Here is a 19,777-nt window from a genome sequence, read left to right as displayed (position 1 = left end):
TATGCTCCGCCCCCAGTGCGGTCAAGCGAGCATCTCAAATTGATGACCAAATTGTATGCTTCGTAACCGGTTGTGACCGATCAATCGGCCAATGGTTCAGGCCAGCTCACAACCCGGTAAAGCCCTCCAAGCACCCGTATCAAACGTCCAGCCTGCCTACGCAGCAATACCGGGAGGAACGCTAGAAACAGTAGACCAGATCACGACGCCGGGCACCCGATCACAAGTCAGCGGGCCTGATCGGCGCCCTCTTCCTGCCGCGGGGTGGACTGACGTATTGCTTCTTCTATTACCGGGCGCATGCTGGTGAGCGCCTCCTGGAGCTTTGACAGGCCGCCATCACCACTGCGCTCCCGCCACTGCACACCCAGGCCGCTGTCGTTTGCATAAACTGCGCTCACATCTGCCGGCAACATACCGAGCAGCTCTTTCAGTGCCGAGCGCGCGGCCTCCGGGGCCTCGCGGCCGTTGCGCCAATCCCACACGCCGTCAAAGTGCATCTCGTGCTCCACACGCTGTAATTCCAGCCCCCACCCCGTCTGCAGACGGCGCGGGTTGCGCCACTGGGAAAAATATACCGCGGCATTGCCCTGCCCCTGGGAAGCGGGCAACGGCTGCATTTGCACTTTAAAGCCCGACGAGGCCGCGCGCTGGCGCAGCTCTGCGAGTTTCCTGTCGCGGCTACTGGGTTTCAGCCACATGACGGGGCCGATCACCAGCGCGACGGCGAAAAAAATAACGACTATTGGCAACCAGGAGGCCATGATGGGTTCTTCCCTGTCAATTGATGAACTTGTGTACAACTCGACGCCGTTGGCGCGAGCCACTTCGGGGCGCGCATTTTTCTCCGCAAGCTGGCGGTTGTGTCAAGTCCGTTTTTTTAAAGTAGACTCAATAAAGTGACCGGGCTTGAGGTATCCGCCCGCGCCCATACAGTAAACATACTTATGAAACTTACCCAAACCGCGGGGGCCCCATGGCAGGCTACAACAACATACTGGTTGGACTGGACCTCTCTGAAGAATCCTCTCAGGTATTGGATCGCGCAGCGGAGCTCGCCGCATGCAGCGGCGCGAAAATGAGTCTCGCGCACATCATCGAACCCCTGACCTTCGCCTATGGTGGCGATGTTCCCATGGACCTGTCGGAAGTCCAGGAACAGCTACAGAACCAGGCCAAGGAACAACTGCGCAAAGCGGCGGCAAACCTGAATATTCCCGCAGACCGCCAGCATGTACTGCTGGGACAGCCGGCAACGGAAATTCACCGGTTGGCGGAGGAGTCCGGCTGCGATCTGATTGTTATTGGTAGTCACGGTCGTCACGGGCTGGCCCTGCTGCTGGGATCAACCGCAAACGGGGTTCTGCACGGTGCGGGATGTGATGTACTGGCCGTGCGGGTACACGCGCCACAGGAATAAAAACGGGGGCTTGCGCCCCCGAATGCTTTAACTGCCCAACGCGCTCGTTGCATCAAGCAGTTACCTATCGAGCTACATGCTGTCCAGCTCGGCCCAGCGCTCGAATGCCTCTTCCAGCGCCTGCTGCAATTCCGCCAGCGCTTGCAGGCGCTTCTGCACCGTGTCGCTGTCCTGCTGGTAAAAATCCGGTGCCGCCATCTCTTCCTCAAACGCCGCAATTTCATTTTCCAGCGACTCGATTTTTGCCGGCAAGGCATCTAGTTCGCGCTGCAGTTTGTAACTGAGCTTTTTACCCTTCTCCGGCTTGGGCTTGCTCTCCGCCTGCGGCTCAGGCGTTTCTGACACAGCTTCCGCCGCGCCCTGTTTGCGAGTCCTGAGCTGCTCCTCCGCACTGAGGAAGCGACCTCCCTGGCGAACGAAGTCCTGGTAACCGCCAACGTACTCGCGCACCACGCCGTTCCCTTCAAACGCCAGGCAGCTCTCCACCACATTGTCGAGGAAGGCACGGTCGTGGCTCACCAGCAACACGGTTCCGGAGAAATCCATCAGCAACTGCTCGAGAAGCTCCAGGGTCTCCACATCCAGGTCGTTGGTAGGTTCGTCGAGCACCAGGATATTTGCCGGCTGGCTGAACAACTTGGCCAGCAACGCGCGGTTGCGCTCCCCGCCGCTCAGGGCTCCAACCTTGGTGCGCGCCTTTACGCCGGTGAACAGGAAATCACTGAGGTAGGACATTACATGGCGACTGCTTCCACCCACGTCGATGTTTTCACGCCCTTCGGCGATATTGTCCGCCACCGTAAGGTCAGGATTGAGCGTATCGCGACGCTGGTCAAAGTACGCCACCTGCTGCTTGGTGCCGAGGCGGATATTGCCACTTTGCGGCTCGATCTCCCCGAGCAGCAGGCGAATCAGGGTACTTTTGCCTGCGCCATTGGGGCCGATCAGGCCGACCTTGTCGCCCCGCATCAGCGTGAAATCCAGATCGCGGATCAGCGGCGCAGCGTCACCTTCAAAGCCGAAGGTAACGCCTTTCAGTTCCGCCACCAGCTTGCCGGAGCGCTCCCCCGAGTCCAGCGCCATCTTCGCCACACCCTGGCGCTCGCGCCGCGCCTGACGCTCCCGACGCAGGGCCTGCAGCGCCCTCACCCGCCCCTCGTTGCGGGTACGGCGCGCCTTGATGCCCTGGCGGATCCAGGTTTCTTCCTGCGCCAGCTTTTTATCGAACAGCGCGTCGTTGCGCGCCTCTTCCTCCAGCAGTTTTTCCTTTTCCTGCTGATAGCGATCAAACGGACAATTGAATACCCGCAGGCGCCCGCGATCCAGGTCCCACACTGAAGTCGCCAGTCTCTGCGCGAGGGCCCGGTCATGGCTCACAAACAACAGTGCGCCGCGATAGGTGGCGAGGAAATTCTCCAACCACTCCACAGCTGCAATGTCCAGGTGGTTGGTGGGCTCATCGAGGATCAGCAGGTCAGGCTCGGTTACCAGCGCACGGGCCAGTGCCGCACGGCGCTGCCATCCCCCAGACAGGTCCATTACCCGCGCACCCTCATCCAGATCAAGCCGGTCGAGCACACTGTCGATCTTTGCCAGCAACTCCCAACCGTGGGCGCTTTCGATTTTTGCCTGCAGGTTCGGGTCCTGGTCCTCACGGTATTGCGCCAGCCAGGTACCGACATCCCCCAGCCCCTCAGCGACGTATTGGTAAACGGTGTGCGTGCAATCCTCCGGCAACGCCTGTTCCAGGGTCGCCAGCACGGTACCGCTCTGGCGGACGATCTCCCCTTCATCGGGATCTCCCCTACCACCGATCAGGCTTAACAAGCTGGACTTGCCCTCGCCATTGCGCCCTACCAGACAGATCCGATCTCCACGCTCTATTTTCGCATCGACGTGATCCGCCAGTACCTGAACGCCATAGCGTAAACAAACGCCATCCAACTGAAGCAACATAAATAAGCACTACAATATTTTTGGGGCACCAGTACAAATCTACCGCGAGCGCGCTCGAAGGCGTCCGCCGTCACAGTTTTTACCGGTGCCGGGGTGAAAAAGGACATTTTACGCTTTATTCTGCTTGCTTCGAATAAGCGATTTCTCAATCGGGTTTTTAGTATGTCGATTGGCAGCACAGGACTCGCCATTCTTTCCATGGCACTGCTGGTGTCCAACCTCGCAGTTGGTGCCGATGCTCGCACGCAACAGGTAGCCAAAACCAGCCGCACCGCTCCCTCGGTGGCGACTCCGCCCAGGGCGGAGAGCAAAGAGGTCAAGGCCGCCCGGGCCGCGGTCGCCAAAAGAGAGAAACTGCAGGAGGCGCGGCTTGCCATCGCCCGCAATGACCAACGCCGCCTGAAACAGCTCAAAAAGGAGCTGAAAGACTACCCTTTGCTGCCGTATATCGACTACTGGAACATCAGCAAGAGGCTCTCACGCCTCCCCTATGACGAGATCGACGCTTTCCTCGAGGAATATGATGGTACTGCCATCGGCGACTGGATGCGGGTGCGAGTACTGCGTGAACTCGGCAGCCGCGAGCGCTTCCGCGCCTACCTGAAATACTACCGTCCTGACGAGATCCGTCGCACCCAGCTTCGCTGCTATTACGTCGATGCCCTGTCCCGCCACGGCGACAAGCAAGAGGCCTACGCGCTGATTGAAGAGCTGTGGACCGTGGGCGCCTCGCAACCCAAGGAGTGCGACCCCGCGTTCGCCCGCTGGATGAAAGATGGCGGCCTGACCCAGGATCGCGCCTGGCAACGCCACACCCTCGCGGTGCGGGCAGGCAACCTGGATCTCGCCAGCTATATCGCCCGCAATCTGGACAAAGACCGCGCAAAGCGCGCCGAGCTGATGCGCTCTGTGTACCGCGATCCAGATCTCCTGCTCAATTACGACCGCTTCACCGGAAAGCATCCCGATTACCGCGATATCGTCACAATTGGCCTGCGCCGTCTCGCCTCGCGGGATGCGCAAAAGACCAGCCTGGCCTGGCAACATTACAGCGCCAGCTACCTGTTCAATGACGAGGAGCGCGACCGCTTCCTGCGCTACCTCTCACTGCAGTTTGCCCGCCAGGATGACCAGAAGGGGCTGGAACAGCTGATCAAATCGAATCCGGGATTTTTCGATCTGCGCACATCCGAGTGGCTGATCCGCCAGTCCCTGCGCGAAATGGACTGGGCGCAGGTCGAGTTCTGGATCGACCAGCTGCCGGAAACCGATCAGAACTGGGACCGCTGGCTCTACTGGAAAGCCCGCGCGATCAACGAACAGCTCGGCTCAAGCAGCAAGAACAAAGCCGAACGCTCGGCACTGGCTCAGCAGCTACTGCAGAAAGCAGCGAAAGAACGCAGCTACTACGGCTTTCTCGCCTCCGACACCCTCGGCAAGGACTACAGCTTTGTGGATCGTCCGGCGCCGATCACTCCCGAGCTGGTGAACAAGGTCGCGGCCCTGCCGGGAATGCAGCGTGCCGAGGAATTACAGGCTATCGGTGAGTTCTACCACGCCCGCCGGGAGTGGGATTACGCCACCGAAAAGATGACCACGGAAGAGTTGATGACTGCCGGCAAGGTGGCGAGCTCCTGGGGCTGGTACCACAAGTCGATCCAGTCGATCCTGGCGGCAGACTATCTGGATGACCTGGAACTGCGATTCCCGCTCGCCTTTTCCGATATCGTCTCGGACGTGGCCGGTCGCATGGGCAAGAAAACCGCACTGGATTCCTATCTGGTGCTGGCCGTTGCCCGCCAGGAAAGCCATTTCAGCCACGACGCCAAATCCCATGCGGGCGCCATGGGCCTGATGCAACTGCTGCCCTCCACCGCCAGGGCCACGGCGCGCAAGGCCGGTGTTCCCTATCGCCGCAGCTGGGACCTGCTGAACCCCAGCACCAATATCAGCCTGGGCGCTTACTACCTGAATTCGCTACTGAACCGATTCGACAACAATCGCTTTCTCGCTGCCGCCGCCTACAACGCGGGGCCGACGCGGGTTTCCCGCTGGCTTAAGGACACCGACAAGAAGCTGCCATTTGATATTTGGATCGAGACGATCCCCTACAGCGAGACCCGCAAGTACGTGCAGAATGTGCTGTCTTATTCGGTGATCTATGCCTACCGCAGTGGCGACAAGACGCAACTACTCAGGAAAAATGAAGCTGAGGCCAAGCTGTAACCGGAACCGGAGGCCAGCGAGGCCCACTTGAAGGCGGGAAAGAAAAGACAAAAATCGAAGAAGCAGCTTTCAGGCGCCGAGCCGCGCCTGTAGCCACTGTGCCAGCTCACTGGCGGTAAAGGGCCAGCAGAGCACATCCTCCACATCCCCCAGCCCCACCACCGGGATACTCCAGCCAAACAGCCGGGTCAGCTGCTCGTCGTCGGCGATATCCACCGACTCCAGACGCAGCTGATTTGCCTCCAGCACCGGCCAGATTTCCGCTTTGGCCTTCTCACACAGGCTGCAGCCGAGGGTGGTGTACAGAATCAGTGTGCGGTCAGTCACCGCTACACCAATCCCTGGCTCTGGGCCCAGAAGTAACCCGCTGCTGCCAGGCCTGCTGCCAGCGCACAAATCCAGATCCAGCCGCGGCCGGCCGTGGCAGATTCTCCAGCCGAGGCACTTGCATAGGTGCTGTTAGAGGCATCACCGTAACCTGAAGTATCTGGCTCCGATGCGGAGCCGGCGGCGTTGCGTGCGCGTCCGCGCTGCATCGCCTGATCCAGCGAGGCGCTTTGCCGCACGGACTCGGGCAAGGTGATCGCCTGGCGCACGGTGGTTTTGTCGATATCGTCCGCCGGACCCACCACACTGAAACTGAGGCTGTCGAAACGCAGCTCGTCACCGCGACGTACGCGACATTCCGTGACTCGCTGATTGTTTAGGTAGGTGCCATTGGCTGACCCCAGGTCAACCACAAACAGCAAGCCTTCGCGCACTTCCAGGCGGGCGTGGCGACGGGAGAGATGAGACATGGCAAACGTGAGATCACACTCATCAGAGCGCCCCACGATGCTGGTTTCACGTACCGGGAACACACGACCGACGATTGCCGGATGATTGGCGCGCAACGCCCAGGAAACATTGGCCGCGGCCCCGGCTGCCTTGAGGCGAGTCACCTTGGGGTCCACGACCGCAAGACTGCGCTCACCCAGCTGCACCCGGTCGTTGCGCGCCAGCCGGCAGCTACCCTCTACCGGCTTGCCGTTCACTGCCACCTGGCCATTGCCGGCCAGGTTGCGCAATTCAAGCTCTTCGCCATCTACCAGGATCTCCGCATGAAGCTTGGCGATCGAAGCATCGGATAGTGTCAGGTCACATTGACTGGCCCGTCCGATGGTCACCTTGGGAGCCACCAGCCATACACTCTGGCTGGCATCTTTTACGTCACAAAGTTTCAACATTGTCCGGCTTCCTTAAAAGCACGCGAAGGTGTACAATTTTTAACCACCTGATGACCACCCCTAATCCCCGTGTCGAGCCCAGTTGCTCAGCGCACGCGATTGCCGGGGCCACAGGTATTGTCAGAATATTCAGCCCAAACTTATTTTTCCCGTCATCCAGACCAACATAGTCGGGGTGGGAGGGATTTTTGTCTGGCTAGTTTATCACGGCCAAATTCATTGGCCTGTGATTCCGTTTGCAGCTTACAATGCCTGCAGGCTCTAGTATGGAAGTGTAAAAACCGCATGGAATTGAGCGGTTTGGCGCTTTCGACAATAACGACAGGTAACAGGTAGTTGCATACCAGTGAGTGAAGCCAAAGTACGGGAACGCCCAAGTGGTGTGAGCCAGCCCGCCATCAGCGCGACGAAGCGCAGCGCGGGCGCCACTCATACCGGATACCGCCGCGAACAGAACGAGGACGCTTTCTGGGGCGACGAGGCCCGGGGCGTATGGGTAGTTGCAGACGGTCTTGGGGGCCACCAGGCTGGAGAGATTGCCAGCCAGACTGTGGTTGAAGAAATTCAACGTTCCTCCGCCACCGACCGCCATTATGAACAGGCCCTGCGGCGGGCCCACGCACTGCTGGTTGGTGACGAAAACACCGCAACCGCCATGGGTACTACCGCTGTGGTCGTGGCGGAAGATGGCGGTTACTTTCATATCTACTGGGTCGGCGACAGCCGCGCCTACCTCTGGACTCCTCCCGGCGAAAATACCGAATCCCACGGGAGCCTCAAGCAGCTCACCGTCGATCATTCCTACGTGCAGATGCTGGTGGATTCCGGAGCTATCAATCAGGAAGAAGCCGCCAATCATCCGAATCGGCACGTTATTACCCGCTGCATTGGCGGTACCGCTAATACCAGCCTTGAAATCGACCGCGCATCATTCTCCTGGAATAGCGGACAAAAATTGCTCCTGTGTAGCGATGGCCTCAGCAATGATGTCAGCGAGGCTGAAATCTGTCAGGTACTTGCCCGCAACCCGGACAACCAGCGCGCCAGCGAATTTTTAATTGCCGCGGCGCTGGATGCCGGCGGCCGCGACAATATCACCGTACAGGTGATCAGCTCCCCGCACGCTATTGCGCCAGATGACGAAAATCAGAACTCCCGCACACCTACAGAGCAACCTGAGTCCCGCCTTTTCTTTTCTGCCCGAGGCACAATGGTTGCCAGAATCGCTACAATTGCGATTATTTTATCAATAAGTGCGTATGCGGCCTGGCAGCTGCTGAACGGATAAATTAGGAACGGGCTCGAATGGAAGTTGTCAGCAGCGGCACCGCCTCGCTGGAAATTCCCGGCTACCAGATCCTGAAGAAAATTAATCAGGGTGGCATGTCTACCGTCTATCTCGCCACCCAGCGCAGCATGGGGCGGCAGGTAGCACTTAAAGTCATGTCTCCGGTGCTGAACGCCGATCCCATTTTCAGTGAACGCTTCCAGCGCGAAGCCAATATCGTCGGCCAGCTTTCCCATCCCAATATCGTCGCCATTCACGACATCGGTCGCTACCGCAGCCTCAACTACATTGCCATGGACTTTCTGCCGGGTGGCTCGGTTGCCGATGCGCTGACCAAAGGTGCCCTCGAGCCCCTGGAAGCCCTGCACATTACCCGCCAGATTGCCATGGCACTGGATCACGCCAGTAACAAGGGCTATGTGCACCGGGACCTGAAACCGGAGAACATCCTGTTTCGCGAAGACGGTTCCGCGGTACTGACGGATTTCGGGGTGGCGCGCGCGGTCGCCCGCACTACCCGCATGACCAATACCGGCATGGTGGTTGGCACACCGCACTACATGAGTCCCGAGCAGGCGCGCGGTGCCGCGGTAGACGGCCGCGCAGACCTCTACAGCCTTGGTGTTGTATTTTACGAAATGCTCACCAGTGCGGTGCCCTACCAGGCAGAAGAAGCAGTGGCCATTGCCATCAAGCATCTCACCGATCCGATTCCCCGCCTGCCCGCGCGTCACTCCCTGTACCAGGGGCTGATTGACGGCTTCCTGGCAAAAGACCCGGACCAGCGCTTTCAGCGCGGCCTCGATGTGGTGGACGCCATCGATCAACTGCTGGCGGCACTGGATGGCAAAACCCCGACGTCAACGACGAAGATGAGCAACACGTCCGTGCGTGTGTCCAGCCTGCTGCGCGCACTGCTGATGACGCTCTACGGAACCCTCAGCGACCGCATCACCGCCGCCTGGGCACGCTGGCGCGACAAGCCATTGCACCAGCAGAACCCGCGCGCGGAACAGCAGACGATAATGCGCATCCAGCAAGTGATGCAGCAGAGTGTGCCGATCAAACAACGCTCGCGACATTTTGCGGGCCTGGTCGTCGTCAGCCTGGTTCTGGTCTGGGTGTTATTCAGTCTGTTCAGCAATAAATTCCAGTGGCAGAGCGAATCCGTACTGGTAAACGATGCTGTCGACATGACCTCAAATATTCTGCTGCCCGCTCCTGCCCCAGGCAGTGACAGTGCGCAACCCGCGGGCGAGCCCATCCTTGGGCCACTGCAATCCGCTGAGACAGATGAGGCTCGCCAGTTGCGCCCGGTTATGCGCAGCGAACAAACTGCCGTACCGCCCGCACAAGTGCCGACTGCGACGAGCTTGGGCGCTCAGTCCACTGCCGCGGATTCCCCCAGACAGGCAGCTGCCGCAGATGCACCTTTAGAACAGCCCCAAGAGCAAGGCGTGGAGCAGGACGAACCTCCAGTAGAGGAACCGGTGCCCACCTACTCCCTGAAGGTATCGGTGAAACCGAAGGACGCTCGCATTCGCATCATGAACATCGTGCCGCGCTACACGCCCGGCATTGCGCTGGAGCCGGGACGTTACGATATTGAGGTGAGCAAGGCCGGATACAGCAGCGTGCGCCGCTGGATAGAGATCGACAATGCAGATGTGAATCTGGCCGTCCAATTGGAACGCAAGTTTTTCCCGGGCAGAAGCTTCCGGTCACCACTCGCCTCCGGTGGCAAAGGACCCGAAATGGTGGTGGTATCTCCCGGCAAATTCACCATGGGCAACAAGCGTCGTCCATTTACCAGCCCGGAACACAAAATCACTATCGATCGTCCCTACGCCATAGGCGCCCACGAAGTGACGTTCAATGATTACGATCGCTACGCCAAAGCCACCGGCCACTCACTGCCTTCAGATGAAAACTGGGGCCGGGGCAACCGCCCGGTAATTAATGTGAGCTGGCAGGACGCCCGGGACTACGCCGAATGGCTGAGTGGGCAGACCGGGCAGAAATACCGTCTGGCCAGTGAAGCCGAGTGGGAATTTGCCGCCCGCGGTGGCACCGACTCTCCCTTCTGGTGGGGCGACGGCAGCGCCAAGGGCAAAGCCAACTGTCGCCGCGGGTGCGCCAGTGAATTCAATTCCCTGTTCAGCATTTCCAGTGCACCGGTGGGTAATTACAAGGCCAATCCCTACGGCCTGTACGATACCGCGGGCAATGTGGGCGAATGGGTGCAGGACTGCTTCCTCGGTGACTTCACCAATCACCGCAATGACGCACGCCCGGTTCAGTTGAAAAACTGTGACCTGCGCGTAATACGCGGCGGCTCCATGCGTGAGCCTTTGCGCAACATCACCTCGGATTACCGCACTGGTCTCAGCGAGCGGGCCGCCTCAAAAGAAGTGGGCTTCCGGTTGGTTATGGAGCTTTGAGCAAAGCCCCATAACCCTCTCCCGGCCGGTTACCGCGATTTGATTTCCCACACGTTGTGTATCTTCGGATTGCGCTGAAAATCCTTATCCAGCAGTCTGGATGACAGATTCTCCACGGCAAATTCCTCCTGCACATCGCCGTCCATTTTGAAGCTGCGCAGGTTGTTCGAGAATAGCAGGGTGCCACCCGGGCGCAGCAGCGCCATACACTGTCGAATCAGATCAGCATGATCCCGCTGGATATCCAGCACCCCACGCATTTTCGCCGAGTTGGAAAAGGTGGGGGGATCGAGAAATATCACATCGTAGTGACCACGACGATTCTGCTGGGCCGCTTCCAGCCACTGCAGACAATCCGCCTCGATCAATTGATGCCGATACGGGTCCAGCCCGTTCTGGCGATAATTGCGTTGCGCCCAGGCCTGGTAGGTTTTGGACAGATCCACACTGGTACTTTCGCTACTGCCACCCAGCGCGGCCTGCACCGTGGCAGTTGCCGTATAACAGAAGAGGTTAAGCAGTTTTTTGCCCGCCGCGAGCTTCTTCAGGTACTGGCGCACCGGGCGATGGTCCAGAAACAGGCCGGTATCCAGGTAATCCCACAGATTGATTTCCAGCTGGGCCCCGTATTCGTCCACCCAGAAAGATTGCGCGGCCTCGCCCCGCTTCTGATACTGGCTACCACTGTCTTTATGGCTGTGGCGACGACGCTCCTTGATGGAAACATTACGCCCCGGCAACTCCAGCACATGGCGGGTTGCCCGCACCAGTTCGGACAAACGCGCGCGGGCCTTTTGCTCGGGAATATTGGCGGGCGCGCGATACTCCTGAATATGCGCGTAAGTCTGCCCTTCCACAGACTCATAGATGTCGATAGCAGCGGCGTACTCTGGCAGATCGGCATCGTATAGACGATAGCAACTGATACCGTTCTTCCGAGCCCATTTACCCGTATTCCGCAGGTTCTTCTGCAGCCGGTTGGCCACCATTTGTGCCTCTTCGGAAAGTCGCGGCGCTGCCCGCCCGCTGCCGTCTCCGCCATTGGCCGCGTCCGATTGCAGGTGGATATCAAACAGCAGCAGCTGACTCGGGATACTGCCGTTAAACAACTTGTACTGTTTGTGGGAGCGCAAGCCAGTGGAATGGCACAGTTCCGGGTTACCAGTAAAGATAGCGGCCTTCCACCCGCCAAACTCCTGCTTCAACTGACGCCCCAACTCCGCATAAGTTTCCCGCAGTTCTTCCTGCTCGCCGAGACGCTCACCGTAAGGCGGATTGGTGATTACCAGACCCGGTTTTACCTGTCGATGACTGGGCACCTTGAATGCGGCAACGGGACGGCAACTTACACGCACATGTTTTTCAAGCCCGGCACGGGCAATATTCGACTCCGCCGCGAACAACACCTTGGCGTCCGCATCGTATCCGCGAATTTCCGGCAGAGGTTTTGCCAACCCCTCCGCGCGCCGTTGCAACGCTTCTTCCCGCAGGGGCAACCACAGGTCATTCTGGTGGTTGAGCCAGCGCTCAAACCCAAACCCCTCGCGCATCAACCCGGGCGCGACGTCTGCGGTCATCAGAGCCCCTTCCACGAGAAAGGTACCGGACCCGCACATGGGATCGAGCAGCGCACCGCCCTCTTCCGCAATACGCGGCCAACCGGCACGCATCAGCAATGCGGCGGCGAGGTTTTCCTTCAGCGGCGCAGCGCCGATGTGGGTGCGGTAACCGCGGCGGTGCAGACTGTCGCCACACAGGTCGATGGCGATCTCGAGGTTGTCGCGATGCAGGCGCAGCATCACTGACAGGTCCGGATCCCGCTTGTCGACATCCGGGCGCGCACCGGTCGCCTGGCGCAAACGGTCAACGATGGCATCCTTGGCTTTCTGTCCACCAAACTGACTGTTGCGTATCTCGCGGTTGGTACCGGAGAAGTTCACCCACAACACACCGGTCGGGCTGATGTGCTCTTCCCACGGAATCGCCACCACCGCGCGATAGAGGTCTTCGGCATTTTCAACACGCGCCTGCCCCACATTGAGCAGTACCCGGTTGGCAATCCGGCTCCACAGGCAGATGCGGTAAGCCATTGCCAGATCTGCGGAAAAGCGGACGGCGGCCGGCTGCTCGCGCTCGACGGCTGCGCCAAGGGAGCGCAGTTCGTCAGCCAGCACGTTTTCCAGCCCCTTGGGGCAGGTGGCGGTAAAGGGAAACTTGGCAGTCAAAAGATGAATCTCTATCGGTTAATGGCGATTTTGGCTATCTGGCCCCGGTCAATCTGGCCAAGGGGCTGTTCAGGTGGCGCAAGCATACCGGAAACCGGTACAGCATTCTCCCAATCCCGGCCGGGGTGAGAACAGTTGCCGCCGGCCTAGACGGATTGCTCCTAACGCCGTGGGTTTTCAGAAAAAACTGTTCGTTCCGGCGCCGCCCGTGATCTGCTTTACTGCAACTCTTCTCGCCGGACAGCTTCCACCATAAGCTGGAAAGTGCGCAGGGGGAAAAATGTTGATCCCGATCGCAGATACTGATCGTCAATACTGAAGATCGAAGTCAAAAAAATGCTCGAGGTACCCTATCTATGAAACGCCAAAAACGTAATCCCAACGATAGAGCTTTCCACAAAGGTTACGTTGCCGCCATGGAAGGTAGAAACCACGACAGCTGTCCCCACGAAAACGGCTCGCTACACCAGGAGTGGGTTAATGGCTGGCGACAGGGCCGACAAGACTATTGGAGCGGTTTCGGACCCGCCGCGCAGGCACAGCGAATAGTCAATATGTAACGCGTATCGGCAACTGCAAGCGACCACCGGTTTCCCTTGAATCACGGGCAATACCCAGCTATCACTTAATTAAGTGGTAGGACCGTTAGCGGTGGCCAAATAGCTCTGTATAGTTTTGCTCAAATACCGTTTGTCACGTGCTTGTTGAGCAAAAAAATCCCGGGACAACCCGGGATTTTTTTTGCCGCTCTGGCAGTTAAATGCTCCCGGATACCAGAAGGCATCCGTGAAGATCAATCCCGGGATACCACCCTGCCCTTGTGCAATTCGGCAATGGCCGCAGCCGCTTCACGAATGACCGCAGGACCTCGGTAGATAAACCCGGAATAAATCTGCACAGCGGTCGCACCGGCACGGATTTTCTCCGCAGCGGACTCCCCATCAAAAATTCCGCCGACGCCGATAATGGGAATCTCCCCATCCAGGGCCTTTGCCAGAATGCGGATAACTTCGGTGGAACGCTCGGCCAGTGGACGCCCACTCAGGCCACCTTCCTCGGAGCCGAACTCCAGGTTTGCCACCGAGGACTTATCGATGGTGGTGTTGGTGGCAATTACGCCATCAATCTCGTGATCGCGCAGTGTTTTCGCCACCTGCTCAATCGCCTCTGCATCCATATCCGGAGCAATCTTCACGGCCAGCGGCACATAGCGATCGTGTTCAGCCGCCAGTGCCTGCTGCTTCTCTTTCAGTGCCTCGAGCAATTTGCTCAGGCTGTCACCGAACTGCAGGTCACGCAGGCCCTTGGTGTTCGGGGAGGATACGTTGGCGGTGATGTAGTCGGCGTGAGCGTAGACTTTTTCCATGCACAGGCAATAGTCATCGGCCGCGTTTTCTACGGGCGTGTCGAAGTTCTTGCCGACATTGATGCCCAGCACACCGGAGTAGCGTCGGCGCTTGACCCGCTCCAGCAGGTAGTCGACGCCCTCGTTATTGAAGCCCATCCGATTGATGATGGCTTCAGCTTCCGGCAAGCGGAACAGGCGCGGTAGCGGGTTACCCGGTTGCGGGCGCGGAGTCACGGTACCCACTTCCACAAACCCGAAACCCAATGCACCAAGGCCATTAAATGCCTGCGCATTCTTGTCCAGCCCGGCGGCGAGCCCCACGGGATTGGGCAGCGTCAGACCCATCAGTTCAACCGGGTCGTCCGGAATCTGGCGGGCAAACAACGACATGAGACCGAGGCGCTCCGCTGCGCCGATGGCATCGAGTGAAAGGTGGTGTGACCGCTCCGGGTCAAGCGCAAACAGGGCTTTGCGCATATGCTGATACATGGGCTTCCCTTGGGTTCCAATAGGTTCCGTCCTCCACCCGCCCGGCGCACTTGACGGTGCACCGCGCGGGAGAAGTCACTGCTGTACTGGTGCTGCACTTTGTCGGCAACTGCACGACAAGGTGACCGGTATCGAGACCGGCGCCCGCACCCCTGGGTGCGGGCGCGCCTATTGTACGGCTTTCTTTGGCAGATTGCTGGCGGCAGGCACCGCCAGCTCTACTAGCCCGCCAGCGTCTCCTGGTCGGAGGTTGCGTTCGCCAGGTACATCAGCTCCCGCAATGCGACAGTGAACATGGCAAAGTCACCATGCGGGGAAGCCTTGAGCTCTTTGAGCAGGCTTTCCCAACGCTGGATCGGCTGCGCCATGACTTCGACCCAGCGCTCCACCGCAGTTTCCACATCCAGGCCGTCATCTCCGGCAATACGCAGCAGGTGGATGGCAAGACGCGAAAGCTGGCTGTCGAGATCATCCATACTGGTTTCCCGCGCCTGGGACTCCCAGTAGCTCTCTGCGGGCAGGTCGATAATCTGGTTGCCGAACCAGTAAAGGCCCAGTCTGTCAGCCAACGCAAAGTAGATTTTCGCCACCTCTTCCACCGGCCGGTCGCTTACCCGCGCGGACTCGGAAATTCCCAGCGCAGAGAACAGGTAGGTGGGCGAGGCTGCCAGCAGTGCCAGTTTTTCAGGCACTTTGGATTCCAGCAGGAACTCATGACGAGCCTTCCACTCGCGCAAGGGCTCGCCACTCAATACTTCCGGCAGCGCCCGGATTACCCGCTGTACCGGTTCCTGGAACAGCGCGCACTCCTGCGCCGGATCCAGCTCCCCGCGGCGATTGCGCACAAACCAGCGGGTAGCGCGACGCACCCGGCCAATCATGGAGTTCATCAGCTGCATCTGCAGCTCTGCGGGCACCTGGTAGTCCAGCTGGGAAACGCCCTCCTGGAACTCCGGCATCAGGTAAACGTCGCGCGCGCTGATATAGGCCGCGGCGATGTTATCGATACCGGCGCCGGTAGCGCCGTGAATGCGGTGGTAAAAGGTAATCCCCATGCTGTTGACCATTTCATTGGCCACCTGGGTAGACACGATTTCCCGGCGCAGCTGGTGGTCGTAGACCAACCCGCGATAGCGGGCCACGAGGGCCGGCGGGAAGGCAGACTCCACCGCCTCCTGCACCTGCTCGTTGTCGATGATATTCGCGTGCAGCAATTCCTCTTTCAATTTCACTTTGACATAGGAAATCAGCACGGACAGTTCCGGCCGGGTCAGGTACTGGCCCTTGTTCTGGCGCTCGTTCAGGGTCTCGTTATCCGGAATGAACTCCAGCGCACGACGCAGGCGCCCCTCGGATTCCAGTGCGTTGATCGTGCGGCGGTACTCGTCAAAGCGGTCGCCCACCTGATAGGCCGCCACGCTCAGGGCGCGGGTCTGGTTGTAGTTGTTGTCCAGCACCAGCTCGGCGACGGACTCGGTCATTTCCTCCAAAAGCTGGTTGCGCTGCTTGTCGGTGAGATCCCCGTTGGCAACCACCTTGTCCAGCAGGATTTTGATATTCACCTCGTGGTCGGAACAGTCCACGCCGCCGGCATTGTCGATAAAGTCGGTGTTACAGCGCCCGCCGTTCAGGGAGAACTCGATACGCCCGCGCTGGGTCATGCCCAGGTTGCCGCCTTCACCAAACACTTTGCAGCGCAGCTGGTTGCCATTGACCCGCAGGTTGTCATTGGACTTGTCCCCTACCTGGGCGTGGCTCTCGCCGCTGCCCTTCACATAGGTGCCGATGCCACCGTTCCAGATCAGGTCAACCGGGGCCTTGAGCATCGCGCTGATCAGTTCATTGGGCGTCAACTGATCCTCGGTAATGGCAAATGCCTCCTGCATTTCCGGAGTGATTTTCACGGATTTGGCGCGGCGCTCAATAACGCCACCACCTTTGGAGATCAGGCTCGGGTTGTAGTCTGCCCAGCTGGAACGGGGCATCTCGAACAGTCGCTTGCGCTCGTGGAAGCTGCTGGATGCATCCGGGTTCGGGTCGACAAAAATGTGCAGATGGTTAAAGGCACCCTTCAGGCAGATATGCTCGGACAACAACATGCCGTTGCCGAATACGTCGCCGCCCATATCACCCACACCGATGACCGAGAAATTCTCGGCCTGCACATTGATACCCATTTCGCGGAAATGGCGCTGCACGGAGACCCAGGCACCGCGCGCGGTGATACCCATTTTCTTGTGGTCATAACCGTTACTGCCGCCAGAGGCGAAGGCATCACCCAGCCAGAATCCGTATTCAGCGGCAATGCCGTTGGCGATATCCGAGAAGGTGGCGGTACCCTTGTCCGCAGCCACTACCAGGTAGGGGTCATCTTCATCCCGGCGGATCACCCGCTCCGGTGCCACAACCTCTCCATCTACCAGGTTGTCGGTGATATCCAGCAAGCCGCGGATAAACGTCTTGTAACAGCGGATACCGGATTCGATAAACGCCTCGCGACTGTTGTCTGCCGGTGGCTTGCGCACCACGAAACCGCCCTTGGCACCGCTGGGTACGATGACCGCATTCTTTACATTCTGGGCCTTCACCAGACCGAGCACTTCGGTACGGAAGTCTTCCAGCCGGTCGGACCAGCGCAGGCCACCGCGGGCGACCTTGCCACCGCGCAGGTGCACACCCTCGACCTGCGGCGAATACACGAAGATCTCGAATTCGGGGCGCGGCTCCGGAATATTCGGAATATCCCGCGGGCTGAATTTGATGGAGATGTAATCCTTGGGCTGATCCTGATCGTCCAGCTGGAAGAAGTTGGTACGCAGGGTTGCCCGAATCAACTCGAGGTAGCGGCGGATCACCTGGTCTTCGTTGAGGTTGTCTACCCCATCGAGTCCATCGTGAATCTTCTTGATCAGGCGCTCTACCCGGGACTGGTCGTTGCGGTCGGCGGAATTGATACGCGGATCGAACATGGCCCGGAACAGGGCGACCAGGTTGCGGGTGATCTCCACATGGTTGGCCAGCGTCGCGGCGATGTACGACTGGCTGGCACTGAATTTGGTCTGCTTGAGATAGCGCGCATAGGCACGCAGCATGGTGACTTCGCGCCAGTTGAGACGCGCTGCCAGCACCAGTCGGTTAAACGAATCGCTCTCCGCCACGCCGTCCCAGATAGCGGCAAACGCATCCTGGAACAGGGAGCGCGAGGCCTGGGCATCAACACGGGTGGGCAGGCCGAATTCCAGGTGGAACTCGTGCATCCAGACATCCTGCTGCCCTTGCGGACGGATGGTATAGGGGAACTCACCCATGACACGCAGGCCCAGGTGCTCCAGCACCGGGATCACGTCGGACAGGGTCAGGCCGCTACCGATATTGAATACCTTGAAGCGCAGGCTGCCGGGCTCTGCCCCCACCGGCTGGTAGAAGCTCATGGCAACGCGATTGCTCTCGCTGAGCTCCTGGATGGAAATCACATCCTGCACGGCGATACGCGGCTCAAAGTCCTCGCGGTAACCCGCCGGGAAGGCCTGCCCGAAGGTGCCGATCAGACGGCTGCCCTCTTCCTCGCCATGGGTTTCGATCAGGGATCTATGGAATACATCTTCCCAGCTGCGGGTTATATCCACGATTTGCGCCTCCAGTCGCGCTACGTCAAATTCCACGGGCTCGTTGGGGTCTACACGGAAAACGAGGTGTACCCGGGCAAGAATCGATTCAGAAAAATAGGTCGTAAAATCGGAGTCCAGTGCATTGATCGCATGCGCGATGCGGTCGCTGATCTTTTCACGCACAGCACTGTTGAACTGGTCCCTGGGCACATACACCATGGCAGAGACGAACTTGCCAAACGGGTCCTTGCGCATAAACAGGCGCAAGCGGGCACGCTCATTCATCGCCAGCACGCCCAGGGTGGTCTCGTACAGCTCGCGGGTGCTGCTCTGGAAGAGCTCATCCCGCGGCAGGGTATCAAGGATCCGCTTCAGTGCCTTGCCATCGTGGCTGTTGGGCGCCAGGCCGCTCTGCTCGATCACCGAAGCCAGCTTGCGGCGGATAATCGGGATCTTTGACGGGCTTTCGGTATACACCGGTGAGGTGTAGAGGCCCATAAAGGCGGATTCGCCGATCACCTCACCGGCGGCATCGTAGCGCTTGATACTCACGTAGTCGGAGTAAGCCGCCCGATGCACCCGGGATTTCACTGAAGATTTTGCGAAAGTGAGAAAGTTCGGCCCTTGATAGAACCGCTGCTTGCCCTCGTTGAAGGCGTATTCCGGCGTCGGCTCCGCATGTTGCTGCAGGTTCTTGAAAATACCCTGGCGGCGGCTCTCCACCTCACACAGTACTTTCTTGTCCCCCTGCTGGCAGAACTCGTATTCCCGGTAGCCGAGGAAGGTAAAGTTTCCGTCGCGCATCCACTGCAGGAACGCGCTCGCCTCCTCCAGGTTGGCGTCGTTATCCGCGAGGCCCGCGTGCAGCTGGTCTTCCATCGCCGCGCAGGTATCCAGCATCGGCACATAGTCATCGACCACCAGCTCTACGTCGCTGAGGATCTCTCTGAGGGAGCGGCTAAGTTCTGACGCGTGGGAGGCAGAGGTGTCGAGGTTGATTTCCAGGTATATCAGCGCTTCACTGGTCACCGAGGGGTCGTCCTGGCGCGCCTCTTCGCTCTGGCATACCGGGGGAAGCAGCTGCTGCAGGCGTCCGTCATCGCCGCGCTGCATGTGCATCACGGTGCTTTTGATGGAGTGAATGACGGTATTGCGCCGATTGATTTCCATACGCACCGAGTCGACCAGAAACGGCATATCGCGCTGCAGAACGCAAACTGCGGTGTGGGAACATTCCCAGCCGTGTTCCTCCAGCCGGGGATTGAACACCCGGATCTTCGGCTCTCCGGCAGCACGCTGCTGGATGAAGTCCCAACAGGTGTAGATACACCCGTAAATATCCGCCAAGCGCCGTCCCGCCAGGTCTTCCAACGGGTACTGGTTCAGGAACTGTGCGGCAAACGCCGCTACCGGGCCCGCCTTATCGCCCAGTTTTTCACCTATGATCCCACTGACCTGCGCCAGCAGCTCCTCCCGGCTATCGGTTATGACCGTCGCCATATTCACGTGCTTCCTCCCATCGCCGCGCGACCGCATTCGCGCGTCAGAAT

The 19,777-nt window shown here is 59.2% G+C and carries 12 protein-coding genes; 5 read left to right on the top strand and 7 right to left on the bottom strand.

Going from position 1 to position 19,777, the window contains the following annotated elements; genetic code table 11:
- Positions 1-227: 227 nt before the first annotated feature.
- Complete coding sequence (locus HUW35_RS14735) at positions 228-764, bottom strand: hypothetical protein (RefSeq protein WP_181253005.1); 537 nt, start codon at positions 762-764, stop codon at positions 228-230.
- Positions 765-976: 212 nt separating this feature from the next.
- On the opposite strand from HUW35_RS14735, the gene HUW35_RS14730 reads away from it, so the two are divergent.
- Positions 977-1,420 carry a universal stress protein gene (locus HUW35_RS14730; protein WP_181253004.1) on the top strand — a complete coding sequence of 148 codons (444 nt, stop codon included), beginning with the start codon at positions 977-979 and terminating at the stop codon, positions 1,418-1,420.
- A gap of 72 nt (positions 1,421-1,492) precedes the next feature.
- Here HUW35_RS14730 and HUW35_RS14725 read toward each other — a convergent pair whose 3' ends face one another.
- Positions 1,493-3,376, bottom strand: coding sequence for an ATP-binding cassette domain-containing protein (locus HUW35_RS14725; RefSeq protein ID WP_181253003.1), 1,884 nt, complete (start codon positions 3,374-3,376; stop codon positions 1,493-1,495).
- A 162-nt stretch (positions 3,377-3,538) separates the two neighbouring features.
- Between HUW35_RS14725 and HUW35_RS14720 the strand changes: the two genes are divergently transcribed.
- Entirely contained in the window at positions 3,539-5,602 is a 2,064-nt protein-coding gene (locus HUW35_RS14720; protein WP_181253002.1) for a transglycosylase SLT domain-containing protein, read from the top strand.
- Positions 5,603-5,671: 69 nt separating this feature from the next.
- On the opposite strand, the gene HUW35_RS14715 is transcribed toward HUW35_RS14720, so the two are convergent.
- Positions 5,672-5,929: a glutaredoxin family protein gene (locus tag HUW35_RS14715; protein WP_181253001.1), complete on the bottom strand. Its 258-nt coding sequence runs from the start codon at positions 5,927-5,929 to the stop codon at positions 5,672-5,674.
- A gap of 2 nt (positions 5,930-5,931) precedes the next feature.
- On the bottom strand, positions 5,932-6,828 hold the full coding sequence (locus HUW35_RS14710; RefSeq protein ID WP_181253000.1) for an FHA domain-containing protein: 897 nt from the start codon (positions 6,826-6,828) through the stop codon (positions 5,932-5,934).
- 346 nt (positions 6,829-7,174) lie between these two features.
- Here HUW35_RS14710 and HUW35_RS14705 point away from each other — a divergent pair, with 346 nt between their 5' ends.
- Together HUW35_RS14705 and HUW35_RS14700 are read left to right on the top strand one after the other, a co-directional pair.
- On the top strand, positions 7,175-8,116 hold the full coding sequence (locus HUW35_RS14705) for a PP2C family serine/threonine-protein phosphatase (RefSeq protein ID WP_181252999.1): 942 nt from the start codon (positions 7,175-7,177) through the stop codon (positions 8,114-8,116).
- A 17-nt stretch (positions 8,117-8,133) separates the two neighbouring features.
- Positions 8,134-10,557 carry a bifunctional serine/threonine-protein kinase/formylglycine-generating enzyme family protein gene (locus HUW35_RS14700; RefSeq protein ID WP_181252998.1) on the top strand — a complete coding sequence of 808 codons (2,424 nt, stop codon included), beginning with the start codon at positions 8,134-8,136 and terminating at the stop codon, positions 10,555-10,557.
- A gap of 29 nt (positions 10,558-10,586) precedes the next feature.
- Here HUW35_RS14700 and rlmKL read toward each other — a convergent pair whose 3' ends face one another.
- Positions 10,587-12,782: a bifunctional 23S rRNA (guanine(2069)-N(7))-methyltransferase RlmK/23S rRNA (guanine(2445)-N(2))-methyltransferase RlmL gene (gene rlmKL / locus HUW35_RS14695; RefSeq protein WP_181252997.1), complete on the bottom strand. Its 2,196-nt coding sequence runs from the start codon at positions 12,780-12,782 to the stop codon at positions 10,587-10,589.
- A gap of 356 nt (positions 12,783-13,138) precedes the next feature.
- On the opposite strand from rlmKL, the gene rmf reads away from it, so the two are divergent.
- Positions 13,139-13,342 (top strand): ribosome modulation factor, encoded by a 204-nt coding sequence (gene rmf / locus HUW35_RS14690; RefSeq protein ID WP_181252996.1) that lies wholly within the window; start codon positions 13,139-13,141, stop codon positions 13,340-13,342.
- 233 nt (positions 13,343-13,575) lie between these two features.
- Here rmf and HUW35_RS14685 read toward each other — a convergent pair whose 3' ends face one another.
- Both HUW35_RS14685 and HUW35_RS14680 read right to left on the bottom strand, forming a co-directional pair.
- Positions 13,576-14,619, bottom strand: coding sequence for a quinone-dependent dihydroorotate dehydrogenase (locus HUW35_RS14685; protein ID WP_181252995.1), 1,044 nt, complete (start codon positions 14,617-14,619; stop codon positions 13,576-13,578).
- 221 nt (positions 14,620-14,840) lie between these two features.
- Entirely contained in the window at positions 14,841-19,727 is a 4,887-nt protein-coding gene (locus tag HUW35_RS14680) for an NAD-glutamate dehydrogenase (protein WP_181252994.1), read from the bottom strand.
- Positions 19,728-19,777 lie beyond the last annotated feature (50 nt).

The organism is Microbulbifer sp. YPW1, from assembly GCF_013367775.1.
GTDB lineage: Bacteria > Pseudomonadota > Gammaproteobacteria > Pseudomonadales > Cellvibrionaceae > Microbulbifer.
Note: the sequence above shows the minus strand (reverse complement) of the source record. Positions and strands in the feature narration are given on the sequence as shown.